The following is a 14,481-nucleotide window of genomic DNA, read 5'->3' as shown; positions in this document are numbered from 1 at the left end:
TTACGCGGGTGTAGTTTAATGGTAGAACATCAGCTTCCCAAGCTGAGAGCGCGAGTTCGATTCTCGTCACCCGCTCCATGCGAAACCCCCAGGTCAGAGACCCGGGGGTTCTTTGTTGTCCAGACCGGCGGACCGGTCGCGTCGCTCACCACAACCGCACCATCAGCTCTCGGCAGCCTCCTCCTTATGGTGCGCGGGATCGTCGACGTCGCCCTTGTGATGCTTCGCGCGCTCGGCGCGGACTCGGCTGGTGATGCGGGGCGGCCCCACCATCTGCGGAGGCTCCGGCGCAGTGGGCGAATGCTGCCTGCCCCCGGGCGGGCGGCGGAACGAGGTCGGCATCTCATGCTTTCGGCGTCCCCATGTTCGTCGGATGCGGTTCCCCCTGGATCTCCGTTGGATCTGCGTTGGAACTCCGTCCGCGCGATCCACGCGGATGCCCCGGGACCAGCCTCAGTCGACTTCGCTCCCTCTAGGATCACCGCAGGATCACCGCGTGAAGCTCGCGTGAAGCTGGAGGGGGCTGGCAAGCATGCGTGAGGAATTGGCGGGGCAGTTACGGCAGTTACGTGATCTGACCGGGCGGAGTCTGCGGGAGCTGGCCCATGATGTGCGCGGGAGCAGTTCCTCGTTGTCGCGGTACTTCTCCGGGCAGGCCGTTCCGCCTTGGCCGACGGTGGTCGCGCTGTGCAAGGCGGCCGGGCGCGACCCGAGGCCGCTGCGTGAGGTGTGGGAGCGGGCCAAGGACGCGTCCCAGCCGAGCGTCACCGCCGCGCTCGCGCCTGTGCGCAACGATCTGCCGCACGACATTACCGCGTTCACCGGGCGCGGCAAGGAGCTGGCCGCGCTGCTCGGCTCCGCGCGGGCCACGACGATGGTGGCGATCGACGGTATGGGCGGGGTGGGCAAGACCGCGCTGGCCGTGCACGGGGCGCATCGGCTGACCGCCGAATTCCCCGGTGGCCAGCTCTATTTGGACCTGCACGGGTTCACTCCGGGCCGGGAGCCGGTCGAGCCCGTGGAGGCGTTGCGGGTGCTGCTGGCCGCGCTCGGGGTGCCGCCCGGCAGGATTCCCGACGGGGTCACCGAACGGGCCGCGCTGTGGCGGTCGGAGCTGGCGGCGCGGCGCGCGATCGTGCTGCTGGACAACGCCGCCGACGCCGATCAAGTGCGTGATCTGCTGCCCGGTGCCGGGCAGAGCTTCGTCCTGATCACCAGCCGTCGGCGGATGGTGGGGCTGGACGGCGTCCAGCCGATATCGCTGGACGTCCTGCCGGCCCAGGAGGCGGCGGAGCTGTTCGTCGAGTCCGCGGGCGGGGCCCGTCCCGGTGATGTCGGCGAGGTGCTGCGCCGCTGCGGGAACCTGCCGCTGGCCATCCGGGTGGCCGCCGCACGGCTGCGGCACCGGCCCGCGTGGACCCTCGACACCTTGGTGGTGCGGCTGCGCGAGGGCGAGTTGGCGGTCTCGGACGTGTTCGAGATGTCGCTGCGGCAGCTCGACTCCGCTCAGCGGCGGATGTTCGGGCTGCTGGGTCTGGTGCCGGGCGAGGACATCGACGCGTACGGCGCGGCGGCCCTGGCCGGGATCCCGCTGGCCAACGCCCGTTCCCTGCTGGAGGACCTGGTCGACGTCCATCTGCTGCAGGAGCCGACGGCGGGCCGTTACCGGATGCACGACCTGCTGCGGCAGGCCGCCCGCACCGAGGACGCCGCGGCGGACCCCGGAGCGGCGATCGCCCGGCTGGCCGACTACTACCTGAGCGGCATGCTGGCCGCGACGGAGCTGATCGAGCTGGTCGTCGTCCCCGTACCGGTCATCGTGTCGCAGCGGCCTCCCGCACTTCCCGACCTCTCCCATGACGAAGCCCTCGACTGGTTGGACACCGAGTGGGCCAACGTCACCGCGACGCTCTCGCTCGCCGTGGAACTGCGCGTCGACGCACCCGCTGTCGGACTCGCCCAGTTCGCCTTCGTGATCTCCCTCGGACGACGCGGTGGCATGCCGCAGCTGTGCCGCGGACTGGAGGTGAGCAGACCCGCCGCCGAAGCGCTCGGCGCGCGCCGGATACTCGCCTCCCACCGGTACCTGCTGGGCGCCGCGCTGCTGCGGGTGGGCCGGCTGGAGGAGGCGGTGCCGGAGCTGGAGGGAGCCCGCACGCTGATGGCCGCTGAGGGCGACATCGTCGGCGAGGCCCTGGCCGTCGAACAGCTGGCGGAGGTCCGGCTGTACGCCGCCGACTCCGAAGGCGCCATGGAACTCCTGCGCGAGGCGGCCGGACTGGTGCCTCCCCGCGAGGGCGCCGTCCGCGTGTACATAGGCGTACGCCTCGGGCGGGCCCTGGTGCTGCGGGGAGAGCACGGCGAAGCCCACGAGGTCGTCTCGGACCTGCTGGAGATCGCGCGCGAGCTGGACCGGCAGAAGGTGCGCATGTGCCTGGACGTGCTCGGCCGGTCGGCACTCGGCCGGGGTGACGCCCGGACCGCGCTCGACCTGGCGGAGCAGGCCGTCGCGATCAGCCGGGAGACCCGTCATCCGGTCCTGGAGGCCGTCAGCCTGACGGACGTCGCCGTGGCCTTGCGCCACCTCGGTGACACCGAGGAGGCGATGGCCGTGCACGCCGAGGCCATGGCGTTGCTCGAAGAGGCCGGCGAGTCTCATCGGATGGTGCGCAGCCTCCTCTCGTACGCGGAGGCATGCCTGGCCACGGGCGACCGGGAAGCCGCGGCGCGGCACTTCCGGCAGGCGCTGGAGCTCGCCACCGCGCACGGCGTCACCTATCTGGTGCCGACTGCGCGTTCGGGACTGGCGCGGGTGCCTGGGGCTGTTCCAGGAGTGCCCCGGGTGCACTGAGCTCGTCCCCATGCCGGCCCGGGTGTCCCGTCCCGTCCCGGGACACCCGCAATGCAGCCGTACGCCGACGTGACAGCGCAGGTCGGCCGGATGTCGGTGGGGTGTCCCCCGTCCCGGAGGCGCGGCAAGGGCTGTCCCGGACGGGACGCCGCGACGAACCTTCTCGCCATGCACACCACGCCTTCCCTCCTCGCCGAACTGGACGCGCTGCCCGCCCAATGGGAGGTGCAACGGACGCTCGCCGCGCCCGTCGCCGCGGTCGCCGCGCTCCTGCTCGCCGTCGCCGAGGGACGGGTCGGCGGCGACAACCTGCTGGTGCTGGCCAGGGCTTCGGCCGCTCGACAGGGGGCGATGACCGTCGTGGCCGGCTCCGGCGCCGACACCTACCGCGCCGAGTTCGCCGGGCCGGTGGAGCCGGTGGAGATCCAGGTGGACCGGGCCCGGTCCAGGCTGGCGGTGCAGAGCTGGTACGCCGGAGTGCACACCGTCACCACCTGCCCTGACGGCACCCGGGTGACCCATCGCGTCCATCGGGTTCTCCCCGGCCATCCCGGGTTCGCGGCCGGGATCGCCGAGCTCGGCATGCACGCCCGCATGTCACGCGATCTGAAGCAGGTCCTGGACGTGATCGCCGACCGGCTCGGCTGCTGACGCATCGCACCACCCGCCCGCACCACCCCTCCGCTCAATCGACAAGGGAGCACACAGCCATGTCCATCGGCCACACCGACCAGCACCACGGCTTCTCCAAGACGGGACTGCAACGAGTGCGCGACGTGCTGGCCCGGCATGTCGACTCGGGCAGGATCCCGGGAGTGGTCGCCCTGTTCAGCAAGGGGGACGAGACGCATGTGGAGACCCTCGGGACGATGCGGCACGACGGCGGCGCGCCGATGCGCCGGGACACGATCTTCCGGATGGCGTCGACGTCCAAGCCGGTCTCGATCGCGGCGGCGATGGTCCTGCTCGACGAGTGCCGGCTGCGCCTGGACGACACGGTGGAGGAGTGGCTGCCGGAGCTGGCCGACCGCCAGGTGCTCAGGACGATCGGCAGTCCGGTGGACGACACCGTGCCGGCGCGTCGGCCGATCACCGTACGGGACGTGCTGACCTCCACGTTCGGGCTCGGCATGGATATGACGGTGATCGGCACGCCGATCATGAACGCGGTCTTCGAGCAGGGGATCACGCCCAACGGACCGGTGCCGATGCCCGAGCCGGACGAGTGGATGCGCCGCCTCGGCTCGCTTCCGCTGATGTACCAGCCGGGAGAGCGCTGGCAGTACCAGATCAGCAGCGACCTGGTCGGCGTTCTGGTTTCCCGGGTCACGGGCCAGTCGTTCGAGTCGTTCCTGCGCGAGCGGATCTTCGAGCCGCTGGGCATGAAGGACACCGGGTTCCACGTCCCCGCGGACCAGATCCACCGGCTGCCTCCGCTGTACGCCCCCGACCCGGAGACCGGCGAGTTCCAGGTGTGGGACGAAGCCGCGACGGGACGCCACAGCGCGCCACCCGCGTTCCAGGGAGGTGGCGGCGGGCTGAACTCCACCGCCGACGACTACCACGCCTACTTCCGGATGCTCCTCGGCCAGGGCAAGCACGGCAGCGAGCGGATCCTGTCCAGGCCCGCCGTCCGGCTGATGACCACCAACCGCCTCACCTCCGAACAGCAGGCCGCCCGGCAGCAATTGGCCCTCAACAACGTCCACATCTCCTTCGGCCAGGGCCAGCACGGCGGCTGGGGCCTCGGAATGGCGGTGCGGACCTACCAGGGCGACTACGCGTCCGTCGGCCAGTTCGGCTGGGACGGCGGAAGCGGTACGTCGACGTACGCCGACCCTGTCAACGGGATCACCGGCATCCTGCTCACCCAGGTCGGCGCGACCGTCCCGGACGGAATCCGGATCATGCTCGACTTCTGGACCACGCTCTACCAGGCGATCGACGACTGACGACGTCGAACCGGCTCGCCCTCACCCATCGCCCCAGCCCTTCGTCCCACGGAGACCACCATGTCCGTCACCCTGACCGAGCAGGACGAGACCACCCTGCGGACCGCCGCCTACGGCGCCGTCACGCTGCTTGCCGCCGCCGGCGCCACCGACAAGCCCCACAAGATCGCCAAGAACGGTTCCATAGCCCTGGCCTCGGCGACCGGCCTGGTCGGCCACGTGCTCGCCGAGTACCCCGAAGGCAAGGACCTGGCGGGCAGGTCCGCGGCCGAGATCGCCGACCGCGTGCTGCCGGCCCTGACCGCGGCCATGGGCCTGCTGAGCAAGCAGGACCCCGCCGAGGCCGACAACTTTCGCCGCACCGTCCTCATCGCGGTTGAAGCCGCCCAGGCCCACCAGAGCAAGCCCAGCCCCGTCATGGCCGAGATGACCCGCAAGATCACCGAAGTCCTCGACGCGGCCTGACTGGACGCCTGCCCGCGCGGGGCGACCTGATTGGCATGGGCGTGCAACGTGAACGCACGCTCATGCCATATGGCGCGCCCTTGCACACCGCGAAGGATTGATCGCCGGCTTCTCGTCCGGGCAGCAGAGCGAGTCGGCTCCGCCGCTTCGACCACCGCGCTCACGCATGTCCCGCCGATCCAAGGGCGACTTGCGAGAGCCTCCTGCACGGCCATGTCGGCCACCGACCGGGCGACCACGCATTTTCGGGTCCGCGTCGAGTGGGGCTCAGCTGCTCTTCCCCGGCTCCGGCGAGGTGACGCCTGCCGGGCTGGCGCGGAGCATGGCCTTGTAGAGGCTGTCGTGCTCGGGCGAGGCAGGCAGGGGGCCGCGGGCAGGGGCCTCCAGGGACTGGATCATCAGGGCGACGACGCGTCGCCAGGCATCGGGAGCGGCATCGCCGCAGGCGTTGACGACACCGGCGTTGGCCATGTGGATCAGCACCAGGTCCGAGGGGTCGAAGTCCTCGCGCAGACGGCCCGTCGCCTTGGCACGGTTGATGAGCTCCACCATGGCCTCGTACGCCTCGTTGCGGCGCTTCTCCAGAGCCTTGGCGGTGGGGAAGGTCATGGTCAGGACGTCGGCGAAGCCGTAGTCGGCGGCTTGCATCGCACAGGCGGCCTCGATGTAGCCGGTGAAACCGTTCCAGGGGTCGGGGTCGTCGAGGGCGACGGCGACCGCGTCGGCGTAGGCGTCCATGCGGTCGAGGAAGACGGCGGCGACCAGGTCCTCCTTCGCGGGGAAGTGGCGGAGGATGGTGGCGATCCCCACTCCTGCCTCACGGGCCACGGAGGCCATGGAGGCGTTCAGGCCGTCGCGTCCGAACACCGTGCGCCCGGCAGCGGTCCATGAGCGTCACCAGGGCGATGGTCACTACTGGGCCCGTGGAGAGGAACACCAGCAGGAGAAAATGCCGGGCGAAGTCCCGGAGCGCAGCACCAGCGGAAATCGCGGAGATCAGGATCGCGCCGGCCTGACCCGCACGGCCCGAGCACGGGTAAGGGCGTGATCCCGGTGTGTGTCCCGGCGCACACGTCGGGGCGGGCGCTCCCTTCCGTGGGCACCGGTGCCCCACTCCGCGAGGCCGGAGGCCGGCCATGGAACTTCGGGGAGCTGGGAGGAGTTGGCAGGAGGAAACGCGGAACGCACGCGGACGACCGGAACGACATGGGCTGAAGCAGAGGTGGCACGGATGGCGATGTGGGATCGGATCAAGGACCAGGCCAAGGGTCTGCAGCAGCAGGCGCAGGGGGCGAGGGGCGCCGGCGGACACGGGCGGCCCGGCGCAGGGTCCGCCGGGGGATCGCGGGCGCAGCTGGTGAACACGCTCAAGTCCCAGCTCACTTCCCTCAAGACGGAGCTGAAAAGCGGCGCCTACCGGGACGCCAGCATGGCCATGTGCGCCCTGGTCGCCGCCGCCGACGGGCATGTCGACCCGGCCGAGCGGCAGCATGTGGAGTCGCTGATCCTCCACAACGACGTCCTGCAGAACTTCCCGTCCGACCAGTTGCGGCAGCGCTTCAACAAGCACGTCGACCAGCTGGCGCTCAACTTCCAGCAGGGCAAGGCCGAGGCCCTGCAGGAGATCGCCAAGGCTGCGAAGAAGCCGACGGAGGCCAGGGCGGTCGTGCAGACCGGCTTCGTCGTCGCGGGTGCGGACGGATACGTCGCGCCGGCCGAGGAGCAGATCCTGCGCGAGGCGTGCTCGGTACTCGGCCTGTCCACCCAGGAGTTCGGCCTCTGACGACACGTACCGCCGTAGGTGGCCGGACCACTCGGCGGACGCGAGCGCACGGCTGCTGCCCCGCTCAGGACTCCCGCTTTCGAGCGCGGAGGCGAGTGCCGACCGGCCGCGTGGCGTTCGTACTGGTCGTGACCCGCGACGTCGTCCCCGTGCAGGGGACGATGCCCGGCGGAGCCGTTGCCAGTCGCATCGCGCTGTTTCCTGGATGGATCACCGCCCGGCGTCACATGAGCGGCCGGTCCCGCCGACCAGGCAGGAGCGGCCGCAAACCGGGCGACAGAACTCTTCGGTTCCATAGCGCGCGAGGTCGCGCGGGACATGGGGCCGGCCGACCCCCTGAGCGCGGTATCGGCCCCCGCCGCACGTCCCCTTGGCAGAAACGCTGCGGTCCGGGCGGGCCAATATCTATGGCCACGAAATGAGAAATCGACGCGATGCGCGATGAGGATTCCCGCGATACGCGATGAGGATTCCGCCGTCCACGGGCGGCGCGGAATTATTGACCGTGCATGACCGATCGCGCCGTGCTACTGTCGATCTCAGTTGCAGTTGTGGTTACCAAAAGCTTTAGGCCTCCGCACCGGTTTTATGGACCGGTGGAGCATTTTCGTGTGCCCGGTTATTTTCCCGGCGGGGTGATCATCACGGCGACACGGAGTCCGCACACGGCGAACTCCGAGCACCGCCCCGAAGGAGATTCGACATGGCCTCTGGCACCGTGAAGTGGTTCAACGCGGAAAAGGGATTCGGCTTCATCGAGCAGGACGGCGGCGGCGCCGACGTCTTCGCCCACTACTCGAACATCGCCACCCAGGGCTTCCGCGAGCTGTCGGAAGGCCAGAAGGTGACGTTCGACATCGCACAGGGCCAGAAGGGCCCGACGGCCGAGAACATCGTTCCCGCCTGACGCGACGCTTACTTCGCAGCTGGGGCCCGCACCTTGGGGTGCGGGCCCCAGCTCGCTGCATTTCAGGGCGCCTTACGGGAATGCTCCACCCGCCAGCACTCTCGGCATGAATTCATCTCGGCGTGAATTCACCAAGCCGACCGGGTGGAATATCCGATCCGGCCCCATCACCTTTGGCTCGTTCTTGCGATTTCTGGGCTGCCCATTCGCTGCGGGAATTCCTTGATACGTGCCACATCAAGGAAGGTTCCGCATGAACCGCGCACGCACAAACGATCGATTCTCCCGCACTCGCACGGGGAGTTCGGGCTCCGGGAGGAGCGACAGCCGCATAGGAGCCTCTGCCACCAACCGCTCCGGTGCCCAGCGCCGCCCCAAGGGCTACGGAATCCGACAGGCCGCAGCACCAGGCGAGTTCGCGCTGCCGGCGACGATCACGCCCGCCCTGTCCGCCGTCGAGTCGTTCGCCGATCTCGCCATGCCGGCGCGGTTGCTGGCAGCGCTTGGCCACGAAGGCGTGACCGTACCGTTCCCGATCCAGGCGGCGACCTTGCCGAACTCTTTGGCCGGCCGTGACGTACTCGGCCGTGGCCGCACCGGTTCGGGCAAGACTCTCGCCTTCGGCCTCGCGCTGCTGGCCCGTACAGAGGGTCGGCGTGCCGAGCCACGGCAACCGCTGGCCCTCGTCCTCGTACCCACCCGCGAGCTCGCCCAGCAGGTCACCGACGCCCTCACTCCGTACGCCCGCTCTGTGGGGCTGCGGCTGGCCACCGTGGTCGGCGGGATGTCGATCGGCAAACAGGCCGGTGCGCTGCGTGCCGGGGTGGAGGTCGTCATCGCGACGCCGGGGAGGCTCAAGGACCTCATCGACCGTGGCGCCTGCCGACTGGACGACGTCGGCATCACCGTCCTCGACGAGGCCGACCAGATGACCGACATGGGCTTCATGCCCCACGTCACCGCCCTGCTCGACCAAGTGCGTCCCGAGGGGCAGCGGTTGCTCTTCTCGGCCACCCTTGACCGCAACGTCGACCTGCTGGTCCGCCGCTATCTGACCGACCCGGTGGTCCACTCCGTCGACCCGTCGGCGGGTGCGGTCACCACGATGGAGCACCACGTACTCCACGTGCACGACGCGGACAAGCATCGGACGACCACCGAGATCGCGGCGCGAGACAGCCGGGTGATCATGTTCCTGGACACCAAGCACGCGGTGGACCGGCTGACCAAGCACCTGCTGAACAGCGGCGTCCGGGCCGCGGCCCTGCACGGTGGCAAGTCCCAGCCGCAGCGCACGAGGACCCTCGCCCAGTTCAAGAGCGGACATGTGACGGTACTCGTGGCGACCAATGTCGCGGCGCGCGGCATCCACGTCGACAACCTCGACCTGGTCGTCAACGTGGATCCGCCCAGCGACCCCAAGGACTACCTGCACCGCGGCGGCCGGACGGCCCGCGCCGGCGAGTCCGGCAGCGTCGTCACCCTGGTGACCCCCGACCAGCGCCGCGGCATGAGCAGGCTGATGGCTTCGGCCGGCATCACCCCGCAGATCACCCGAGTACGTTCCGGTGAGGCGGAGCTGAGCCGCATCACAGGGGCCCAGGCCCCTTCCGGTGTCCCGGTCGTCATCACCGTGCCGGCCGTGGAGCGTCCCCGCCGCGCCGCGTCTTCTTCATCCCGGGGAGGCCGTGGCCGCACCGGTCAGGCCCGGCCCACCGGTGAAGCGGCGCGCCGTAGGGCGCAGCGGCAGTCCGCCTTCGACCCGGCGGCCTAGGCCGCCTCGGGGAAGTGGGGTGCGTTCCCGCGCCCGCCGCGGAGCGGCTGATGTCACCGCGGTGCGGTGCATCGGCGTGCCGCCGGATCGCCCTCGTACGGGACGTACTTGGGTGATTCGGCAGTGCGGCGAGGTGCCGTGCCGGGCGGCGTGGGGGCGTGCCTCACTTCCCCGAGACGGACCAGATCCGTCTACGGGACGTCCTCGGCGGACCGTTCAGCTCGCCTGTCGCCGCGATGGCCGGAGCCGGACACCCGGTACGGCACCGGCAGCGTACGGCACCGGCAGCCCGGCGCTCGACCCGCCACCGTCGGGGAGCATGGCCGGGCCCTGGGCGTTCGCACCCTCTCCCGCTGACCCACCTCGCCCCGGCTGGCCCTTTCTCCTTCTGTCTGTGAGGCATCATGCGCTGTGTCATCGCCCGGTACCCGTTCGACCTCTCCAAGAGCGGAGTGCTGGCCTTGATGAAGGGCGTCAAGCCCGAGCTCATCACGGGTGAGTCCGTGACCATCGGCCGCCGCCGCTACCCCGTCAAGCAAGTAGGCGAAGTCATCACCCGACAGGACCGCCGCGACTTCACCAGCGGCGAGGTCACCCGGGCCATGGCACGCCTGGGCTTCACGTGCCACGACCACCCCGAGGCCGCGCCCGTGCCCGTCCTCACCCCGCTCCAGACCGCGTCGGCACTGCTCGGCAGCCCCGCCCCCCTGGAAGTGTGAGGACGGGCGGAGACCGCCATCAGGTCAGCGGTGAGGGCCCTGTCGACAGATGTCGACAGGGCCCTCACCGCTTCTCGTCGTCCTCCCGGAGAGTCCCGGCCAGTAGAGGGCGGCGACCGAGCGGCGGTGACAGCTGGAGGGCGTTAACAGCGTCCTACTGGTCGGAGTAGCTGAAATCGCCCACGGTCCAGGCGCTGACGTCCTTGATCGCGACACGGTACATTCCGCCCGTCTCGGGGATACCGAGGCTGCCCTGCAGGATCCGGGCGAGATGGAAGTGCAGATGCGTGGGCGCCTCGCCCCGGTCGGGCCGGCCCTCTCGCCGGTCGAAGGTGAAGACGTCGGCGAACGGGCCGAGACGGGCGGAGTCCCTCAGGACCTCCGACACACGCTCCCTCCACACGGCTTCGGGAGCCAGTCGGCCGGTGATGACGGCACCGCCGACGACCACGGTCAGTGACATCTGATTGCTCTGCTCGGACTCCACCATGGCGCAGATGGCGACCAGCAGCTCGTCAGCGTTCGGCATGAGAGCCCATTCTATTCAGCGGCCTGTCCAGGCGGACCCCTGGGCGTAGCGGCTGCGGGGGCGTCGAGAGACAGGTGCCCCATATCTGCGGCCCACGAGCGCTGAAAATCTACTTTTGCTGGAGTAGACATTGCCCCTTGGGCTGGTTAAGGTTTCTCTCGTAGATACGGTCAGAAGAGACCCGGCAGACACGAACTGGCGGGTGGAAGTACCGCAGTACCAGTTCTGCAAGTGGTTGATTCAGAGGAAGGACGGAGGAGCAGACGCCATCAGGATCGCCCGGCCCGAGAAGCATTCGGTCCGGGTACCGCAAGACCCCGGAATGGAAGGTGGTCCCCGGTCACGCAGCCGCGATCCCCGCACACCCGCCCGTCTGCCGGGCCGGGTAGCGGAAGCAGAAGGTCGGCACAGCAGTAGGGCCGACAGATGGTGTTGAATTTCCTTCGGGGCCCTGGTGCCGTACGGCGCCAGGGCCCCTCGACGCGTTGCACTACGAGGTGACATGACAGCAGATATTCCGCTCAGCGGTCGTCTGGACGACGACGACTACCCCGCGTACACGATGGGCCGAGCCGCGGAGATGCTCGGTACCGCCCCGGGCTTCCTCCGAGCCATCGGCGAGGCCCGACTGATCACTCCCCTCCGCTCGGAGGGCGGGCACCGCCGGTACTCCCGCTACCAACTGCGGATCGCCGCTCGCGCCCGCGAGCTCGTCGACAAGGGCACCCCCATCGAGGCTGCTTGCCGCATCATCATCCTTGAGGACCAGCTCGAGGAAGCTCAGCGCATCAACGCCGAGTACCGCCGCGCCGCGAACGAAGCGGCCGACGGTTCGCGTCCCGGTTCCAGCTGATCACGTGGGCGCCGGGCCGGTCGGCTCGAACAGCGTCCCGCGAGAGGCCTGGCGGCACCTGTACCGTCCACGCGAAACACTGTGCGCCGCGCTCCCCAGGGCTGCCACCGCCCTTGCCGACAGGCGCTGAGCCCATGGCCCGGCGACGAGTCGCCGCGGTCCCGCCAACCGCCCGGAAAGCCGCTTCGCGGAACTGCTCGCGTTCAAGGTGCGATGCCCACGGGATGAGCGCCACGTCCCACGATGCCCGGCACCATGCCCTCGCACCGGCGACCCAACTGCCCGCGTGCAGCGAGGAGTTACGGCGGCTGTGGGACGGCACGAGGTGGCCTCCTGCGCCAGCGGCACGGCCCATGTACGGAAAGGCCGTGCCTCGCCCTTCTGCACGGCCGGGAGTACCGTGGCCGTACCGAGGGCACTTCGCGCAGCGCGACCACGGCGGTGCCGTTCCCGGCGAATGACGACACGGGGAGCCGAGAAGGCACCCGGAACGGGATCGCGTGATGGACCTGGCGAAAATGCCCGCCGCATGCACGTCACCAGTGGGGGCACGAACGTACTCGATGCCCCTGCCCCGTCTGGCCCTCGCGCCCGACGTCAGCCACGGCCCGCTGGACGGAGCCTGGTGGCCGCGATGTTCCGCCCTCGAACTGGAACTGCCCTCGCTCGTCGGGGCGCTGGACCCGGGCTGCGGCACTGTCACCCGTGTCACCGTGGGCGCGGCTTCGTGGCCTCACGCCCCGGGCACGGTCATGGCGCCTGGCCACGTGATCGAGGTGACACGGACGGACACCGCGACCGGGGCGCATGTCATCACCGTGGACTGCGGCACCGTGGGCCGCTGGGAGCTGCTGGTCATTCCGCCCGACGAGCCCGCCGGAGCGGCCTCCCGCATGCTGACCGCCGCGGCCGATCCGTGGAACCCGCTGACGGCCGCGCGGATGCTGGCGCTCGCCGAGGCCGACCTTGCCGGAGAGGCCGCCTGGGAGACAGAAGGAGGGCACCGCGGCTGACCTCTCCCCTGTCCGCTCCGCATGGCCACCCAGCTCCGCGCCGCGCCACCTCGCGAGGCGTCGATGACACGGCCGGGTCAAGTCGAGATTTTCAGCCCGGTTCCGGTGTCGATCAGGATCTGTTCCGCCTGGGCGACATTGTCGGCCCTGACAGCCTGGGCCATCGCGGCGCGCGCCGCCTCCGGTGTGGCGTGCGGGGGGACCACCAGCAGCGAGAAGTGGTCCTGGTCGCCTCGGGTGATCAGGACGGTGTCGTCACCGACCGGGGAGGAGTCGATGTGCACCACGCGGTCATCGACGACCAGACGTGTCGGAAGCGCTTCCCAGGCCGCAGCGTCGAGGCCCACGCGGGTGACCGGGCCCAGGTGCTCGGTGAGGGCTCGCACCAGAGCGGGCAGCTCGCCCACGATGTCGCGTGACCGCGGCCACCACGCTCCGTCGAGGATGCCCTCGCGTGACGGCGTCGTCTCCAGGCGGAGGAGCGCGCTCCCCGGCTTCACAGCCTCTCGGATGCTGCTCGGCAGATGCCCGAGGGCGGAGGGGGTGTCGGAGTCGGCCATGAGGAGGACCGCCCGTCTTCGAGGTCGGTGCGTCCGGCGAACAGGGATTCGCCGCTACCACGCTACTCCGCGTGCCGACGAGCATCGGCCCTCCGGGGACCCCCGTGACCGTGACTGCCGGTGCCCGTTCGGCGGGCAGGGACCACCGGACCGGGCATACGCTGCAGAAGGGGCGTACGTGGGAGTGCGGCGCTTTGTGCCCCGACCCGGACATGTGAAGCGGCGACCTCATCGATCCTCAGCGCCGCCGCCCTGCAGGAGGTACGCCATGGATCACGAACCACTGCCTTCCGCAGGCCGCGCCGAGGTCCGTATCGTCGCGGCGACGCCCGAGGTCGCTCGTCGCGTCGCCGAAGTGCTCCGCCGCTGCTTCTCCTCGACCGAACAGCGCAGCTACCCCGCCGGCGACGAAGGGGCGACGCGCCTTCATCTCACCATCGACACCACGAACGCCGCGGAGCCCGCACGGACCTGGCTGTCCACCAGCCAGTCGTCCTTCGAGGACCACCAACAGGCGGACGAAGTGTGACCGGACAGAGAGGACCGCGAAAAGCCCGGCCTCACACCCGCGCGCCCGCACCGCCGGCCACGATCGGGAGAGCGACAGCCATGGCGACACTGCGTGAACGCAAGAACTACCGGCAGGCGGTCATGAATTCTCTGTACGCGGCCGTCGCAGCCAATCGCCCGGAGGTCAGCGGATCCGCACTCCGCGACGCGCTCGGTATGCCCGACGAGGACCTGTCCGCAGCCTGCGCCTACCTCGTCGGCGAAGGCCTGATCACCGTCGACTGGACATCGCACAAGACACCCGCGACCGTCTCGCTGACCCATGAGGGCATCCGGTTCATGGAAGCGGAGGAAGAACGCGACTGAAGCACGAGAGGCATCCCGCCGTCACGGTCGCCCGCCGCAATGCCGCGGCGGCTGGGCGGGCGTCGTGCGTCAGGGGCCGGGGCATCGATCCCCCGGCCCCTGACGGGCGGGTCTCTGGTCGGCGGGTCTCTGGCCGGCGCGGGACGGCGCGCGAGAAGGCGGGAACTGCACGAAGGACGGAAAGGACGGAAACGGCGAA

At 70.0% G+C, this 14,481-nt stretch carries 15 protein-coding genes, 1 tRNA gene and 1 pseudogene; 13 read left to right on the top strand and 4 right to left on the bottom strand.

The annotated features are described in order from the left end of the window. Nucleotides 1–4: 4 nt before the first annotated feature. From ACSMXV_RS22605 to ACSMXV_RS22585, 5 genes are all read left to right on the top strand, one after another. A tRNA-Gly gene (locus tag ACSMXV_RS22605) sits at nt 5–78 on the top strand. Between the two features lie 454 nt (nt 79–532). After that, nucleotides 533–2,851 (top strand): ATP-binding protein, encoded by a 2,319-nt coding sequence (locus tag ACSMXV_RS22600; RefSeq protein ID WP_473173133.1) that lies wholly within the window; start codon nt 533–535, stop codon nt 2,849–2,851. Nucleotides 2,852–3,019: 168 nt separating this feature from the next. Beyond that, nucleotides 3,020–3,502: a hypothetical protein gene (locus tag ACSMXV_RS22595; protein ID WP_473173132.1), complete on the top strand. Its 483-nt coding sequence runs from the start codon at nt 3,020–3,022 to the stop codon at nt 3,500–3,502. A 59-nt stretch (nt 3,503–3,561) separates the two neighbouring features. Further along, nucleotides 3,562–4,803 carry a serine hydrolase domain-containing protein gene (locus ACSMXV_RS22590; protein WP_473173131.1) on the top strand — a complete coding sequence of 414 codons (1,242 nt, stop codon included), beginning with the start codon at nt 3,562–3,564 and terminating at the stop codon, nt 4,801–4,803. A gap of 60 nt (nt 4,804–4,863) precedes the next feature. Beyond that, the gene (locus tag ACSMXV_RS22585) at nt 4,864–5,268 is read left to right on the top strand and encodes a hypothetical protein (RefSeq protein WP_473173130.1); all 405 of its coding nucleotides are present in this window, start codon (nt 4,864–4,866) and stop codon (nt 5,266–5,268) included. A 267-nt stretch (nt 5,269–5,535) separates the two neighbouring features. Here ACSMXV_RS22585 and ACSMXV_RS22580 read toward each other — a convergent pair whose 3' ends face one another. Both ACSMXV_RS22580 and ACSMXV_RS22575 read right to left on the bottom strand, forming a co-directional pair. Beyond that, on the bottom strand, nt 5,536–6,006 hold the full coding sequence (locus ACSMXV_RS22580) for an SbtR family transcriptional regulator (protein ID WP_473179037.1): 471 nt from the start codon (nt 6,004–6,006) through the stop codon (nt 5,536–5,538). Nucleotides 6,007–6,030: 24 nt separating this feature from the next. Continuing rightward, nucleotides 6,031–6,138, bottom strand: a pseudogene (locus tag ACSMXV_RS22575) (TetR family transcriptional regulator); the annotation flags it as partial. 361 nt (nt 6,139–6,499) lie between these two features. Between ACSMXV_RS22575 and ACSMXV_RS22570 the strand changes: the two are divergent. From ACSMXV_RS22570 to ACSMXV_RS22555, 4 genes are all read left to right on the top strand, one after another. After that, complete coding sequence (locus ACSMXV_RS22570; RefSeq protein ID WP_473173129.1) at nt 6,500–7,051, top strand: tellurite resistance TerB family protein; 552 nt, start codon at nt 6,500–6,502, stop codon at nt 7,049–7,051. A gap of 703 nt (nt 7,052–7,754) precedes the next feature. Next, nucleotides 7,755–7,958, top strand: coding sequence for a cold-shock protein (locus ACSMXV_RS22565; protein WP_037734387.1), 204 nt, complete (start codon nt 7,755–7,757; stop codon nt 7,956–7,958). A 253-nt stretch (nt 7,959–8,211) separates the two neighbouring features. After that, nucleotides 8,212–9,732, top strand: a complete 1,521-nt coding sequence (locus ACSMXV_RS22560; RefSeq protein WP_473173128.1) for a DEAD/DEAH box helicase — start codon at nt 8,212–8,214, stop codon at nt 9,730–9,732. Nucleotides 9,733–10,136: 404 nt separating this feature from the next. Beyond that, complete coding sequence (locus ACSMXV_RS22555; protein WP_473173127.1) at nt 10,137–10,451, top strand: SCO5918 family protein; 315 nt, start codon at nt 10,137–10,139, stop codon at nt 10,449–10,451. 154 nt (nt 10,452–10,605) lie between these two features. Here the strand turns inward: ACSMXV_RS22555 and ACSMXV_RS22550 are convergent, their stop codons facing one another. Beyond that, nucleotides 10,606–10,980: a hypothetical protein gene (locus ACSMXV_RS22550; protein WP_473173126.1), complete on the bottom strand. Its 375-nt coding sequence runs from the start codon at nt 10,978–10,980 to the stop codon at nt 10,606–10,608. A 502-nt stretch (nt 10,981–11,482) separates the two neighbouring features. On the opposite strand from ACSMXV_RS22550, the gene ACSMXV_RS22545 reads away from it, so the two are divergent. Together ACSMXV_RS22545 and ACSMXV_RS22540 are read left to right on the top strand one after the other, a co-directional pair. Continuing rightward, nucleotides 11,483–11,833 carry a MerR family transcriptional regulator gene (locus tag ACSMXV_RS22545; RefSeq protein WP_473173125.1) on the top strand — a complete coding sequence of 117 codons (351 nt, stop codon included), beginning with the start codon at nt 11,483–11,485 and terminating at the stop codon, nt 11,831–11,833. 563 nt (nt 11,834–12,396) lie between these two features. Beyond that, a complete protein-coding gene (locus tag ACSMXV_RS22540; protein ID WP_473173124.1) occupies nt 12,397–12,846 on the top strand; it encodes a DUF5994 family protein in 450 nt (149 codons plus the stop codon). 77 nt (nt 12,847–12,923) lie between these two features. Here ACSMXV_RS22540 and ACSMXV_RS22535 read toward each other — a convergent pair whose 3' ends face one another. Continuing rightward, entirely contained in the window at nt 12,924–13,406 is a 483-nt protein-coding gene (locus tag ACSMXV_RS22535; RefSeq protein WP_473173123.1) for a DUF5994 family protein, read from the bottom strand. A 268-nt stretch (nt 13,407–13,674) separates the two neighbouring features. Here ACSMXV_RS22535 and ACSMXV_RS22530 point away from each other — a divergent pair, with 268 nt between their 5' ends. After that, nucleotides 13,675–13,935, top strand: a complete 261-nt coding sequence (locus ACSMXV_RS22530) for a hypothetical protein (protein WP_473173122.1) — start codon at nt 13,675–13,677, stop codon at nt 13,933–13,935. Nucleotides 13,936–14,015: 80 nt separating this feature from the next. Beyond that, nucleotides 14,016–14,282 carry a hypothetical protein gene (locus ACSMXV_RS22525; protein WP_473173121.1) on the top strand — a complete coding sequence of 89 codons (267 nt, stop codon included), beginning with the start codon at nt 14,016–14,018 and terminating at the stop codon, nt 14,280–14,282. Nucleotides 14,283–14,481 lie beyond the last annotated feature (199 nt).

It is taken from the genome of Streptomyces sp. DSM 42067, assembly GCF_055792885.1.
Note: the sequence above shows the minus strand (reverse complement) of the source record. Positions and strands in the feature narration are given on the sequence as shown.

Coding starts and splice junctions, on each gene's coding strand:
- ACSMXV_RS22525 (WP_473173121.1), top strand. CDS start 14,016: ATGGCGACACTGCGTGAACGCAAGAACTACCGGCAGGCGGTCATGAAT.
- ACSMXV_RS22590 (WP_473173131.1), top strand. CDS start 3,562: ATGTCCATCGGCCACACCGACCAGCACCACGGCTTCTCCAAGACGGGA.
- ACSMXV_RS22565 (WP_037734387.1), top strand. CDS start 7,755: ATGGCCTCTGGCACCGTGAAGTGGTTCAACGCGGAAAAGGGATTCGGC.
- ACSMXV_RS22570 (WP_473173129.1), top strand. CDS start 6,500: ATGGCGATGTGGGATCGGATCAAGGACCAGGCCAAGGGTCTGCAGCAG.
- ACSMXV_RS22545 (WP_473173125.1), top strand. CDS start 11,483: ATGACAGCAGATATTCCGCTCAGCGGTCGTCTGGACGACGACGACTAC.
- ACSMXV_RS22550 (WP_473173126.1), bottom strand. CDS start 10,980: ATGCCGAACGCTGACGAGCTGCTGGTCGCCATCTGCGCCATGGTGGAG.
- ACSMXV_RS22535 (WP_473173123.1), bottom strand. CDS start 13,406: ATGGCCGACTCCGACACCCCCTCCGCCCTCGGGCATCTGCCGAGCAGC.
- ACSMXV_RS22540 (WP_473173124.1), top strand. CDS start 12,397: ATGCCCCTGCCCCGTCTGGCCCTCGCGCCCGACGTCAGCCACGGCCCG.
- ACSMXV_RS22595 (WP_473173132.1), top strand. CDS start 3,020: ATGCACACCACGCCTTCCCTCCTCGCCGAACTGGACGCGCTGCCCGCC.
- ACSMXV_RS22555 (WP_473173127.1), top strand. CDS start 10,137: ATGCGCTGTGTCATCGCCCGGTACCCGTTCGACCTCTCCAAGAGCGGA.
- ACSMXV_RS22580 (WP_473179037.1), bottom strand. CDS start 6,006: ATGGACGCCTACGCCGACGCGGTCGCCGTCGCCCTCGACGACCCCGAC.
- ACSMXV_RS22530 (WP_473173122.1), top strand. CDS start 13,675: ATGGATCACGAACCACTGCCTTCCGCAGGCCGCGCCGAGGTCCGTATC.
- ACSMXV_RS22600 (WP_473173133.1), top strand. CDS start 533: ATGCGTGAGGAATTGGCGGGGCAGTTACGGCAGTTACGTGATCTGACC.
- ACSMXV_RS22560 (WP_473173128.1), top strand. CDS start 8,212: ATGAACCGCGCACGCACAAACGATCGATTCTCCCGCACTCGCACGGGG.
- ACSMXV_RS22585 (WP_473173130.1), top strand. CDS start 4,864: ATGTCCGTCACCCTGACCGAGCAGGACGAGACCACCCTGCGGACCGCC.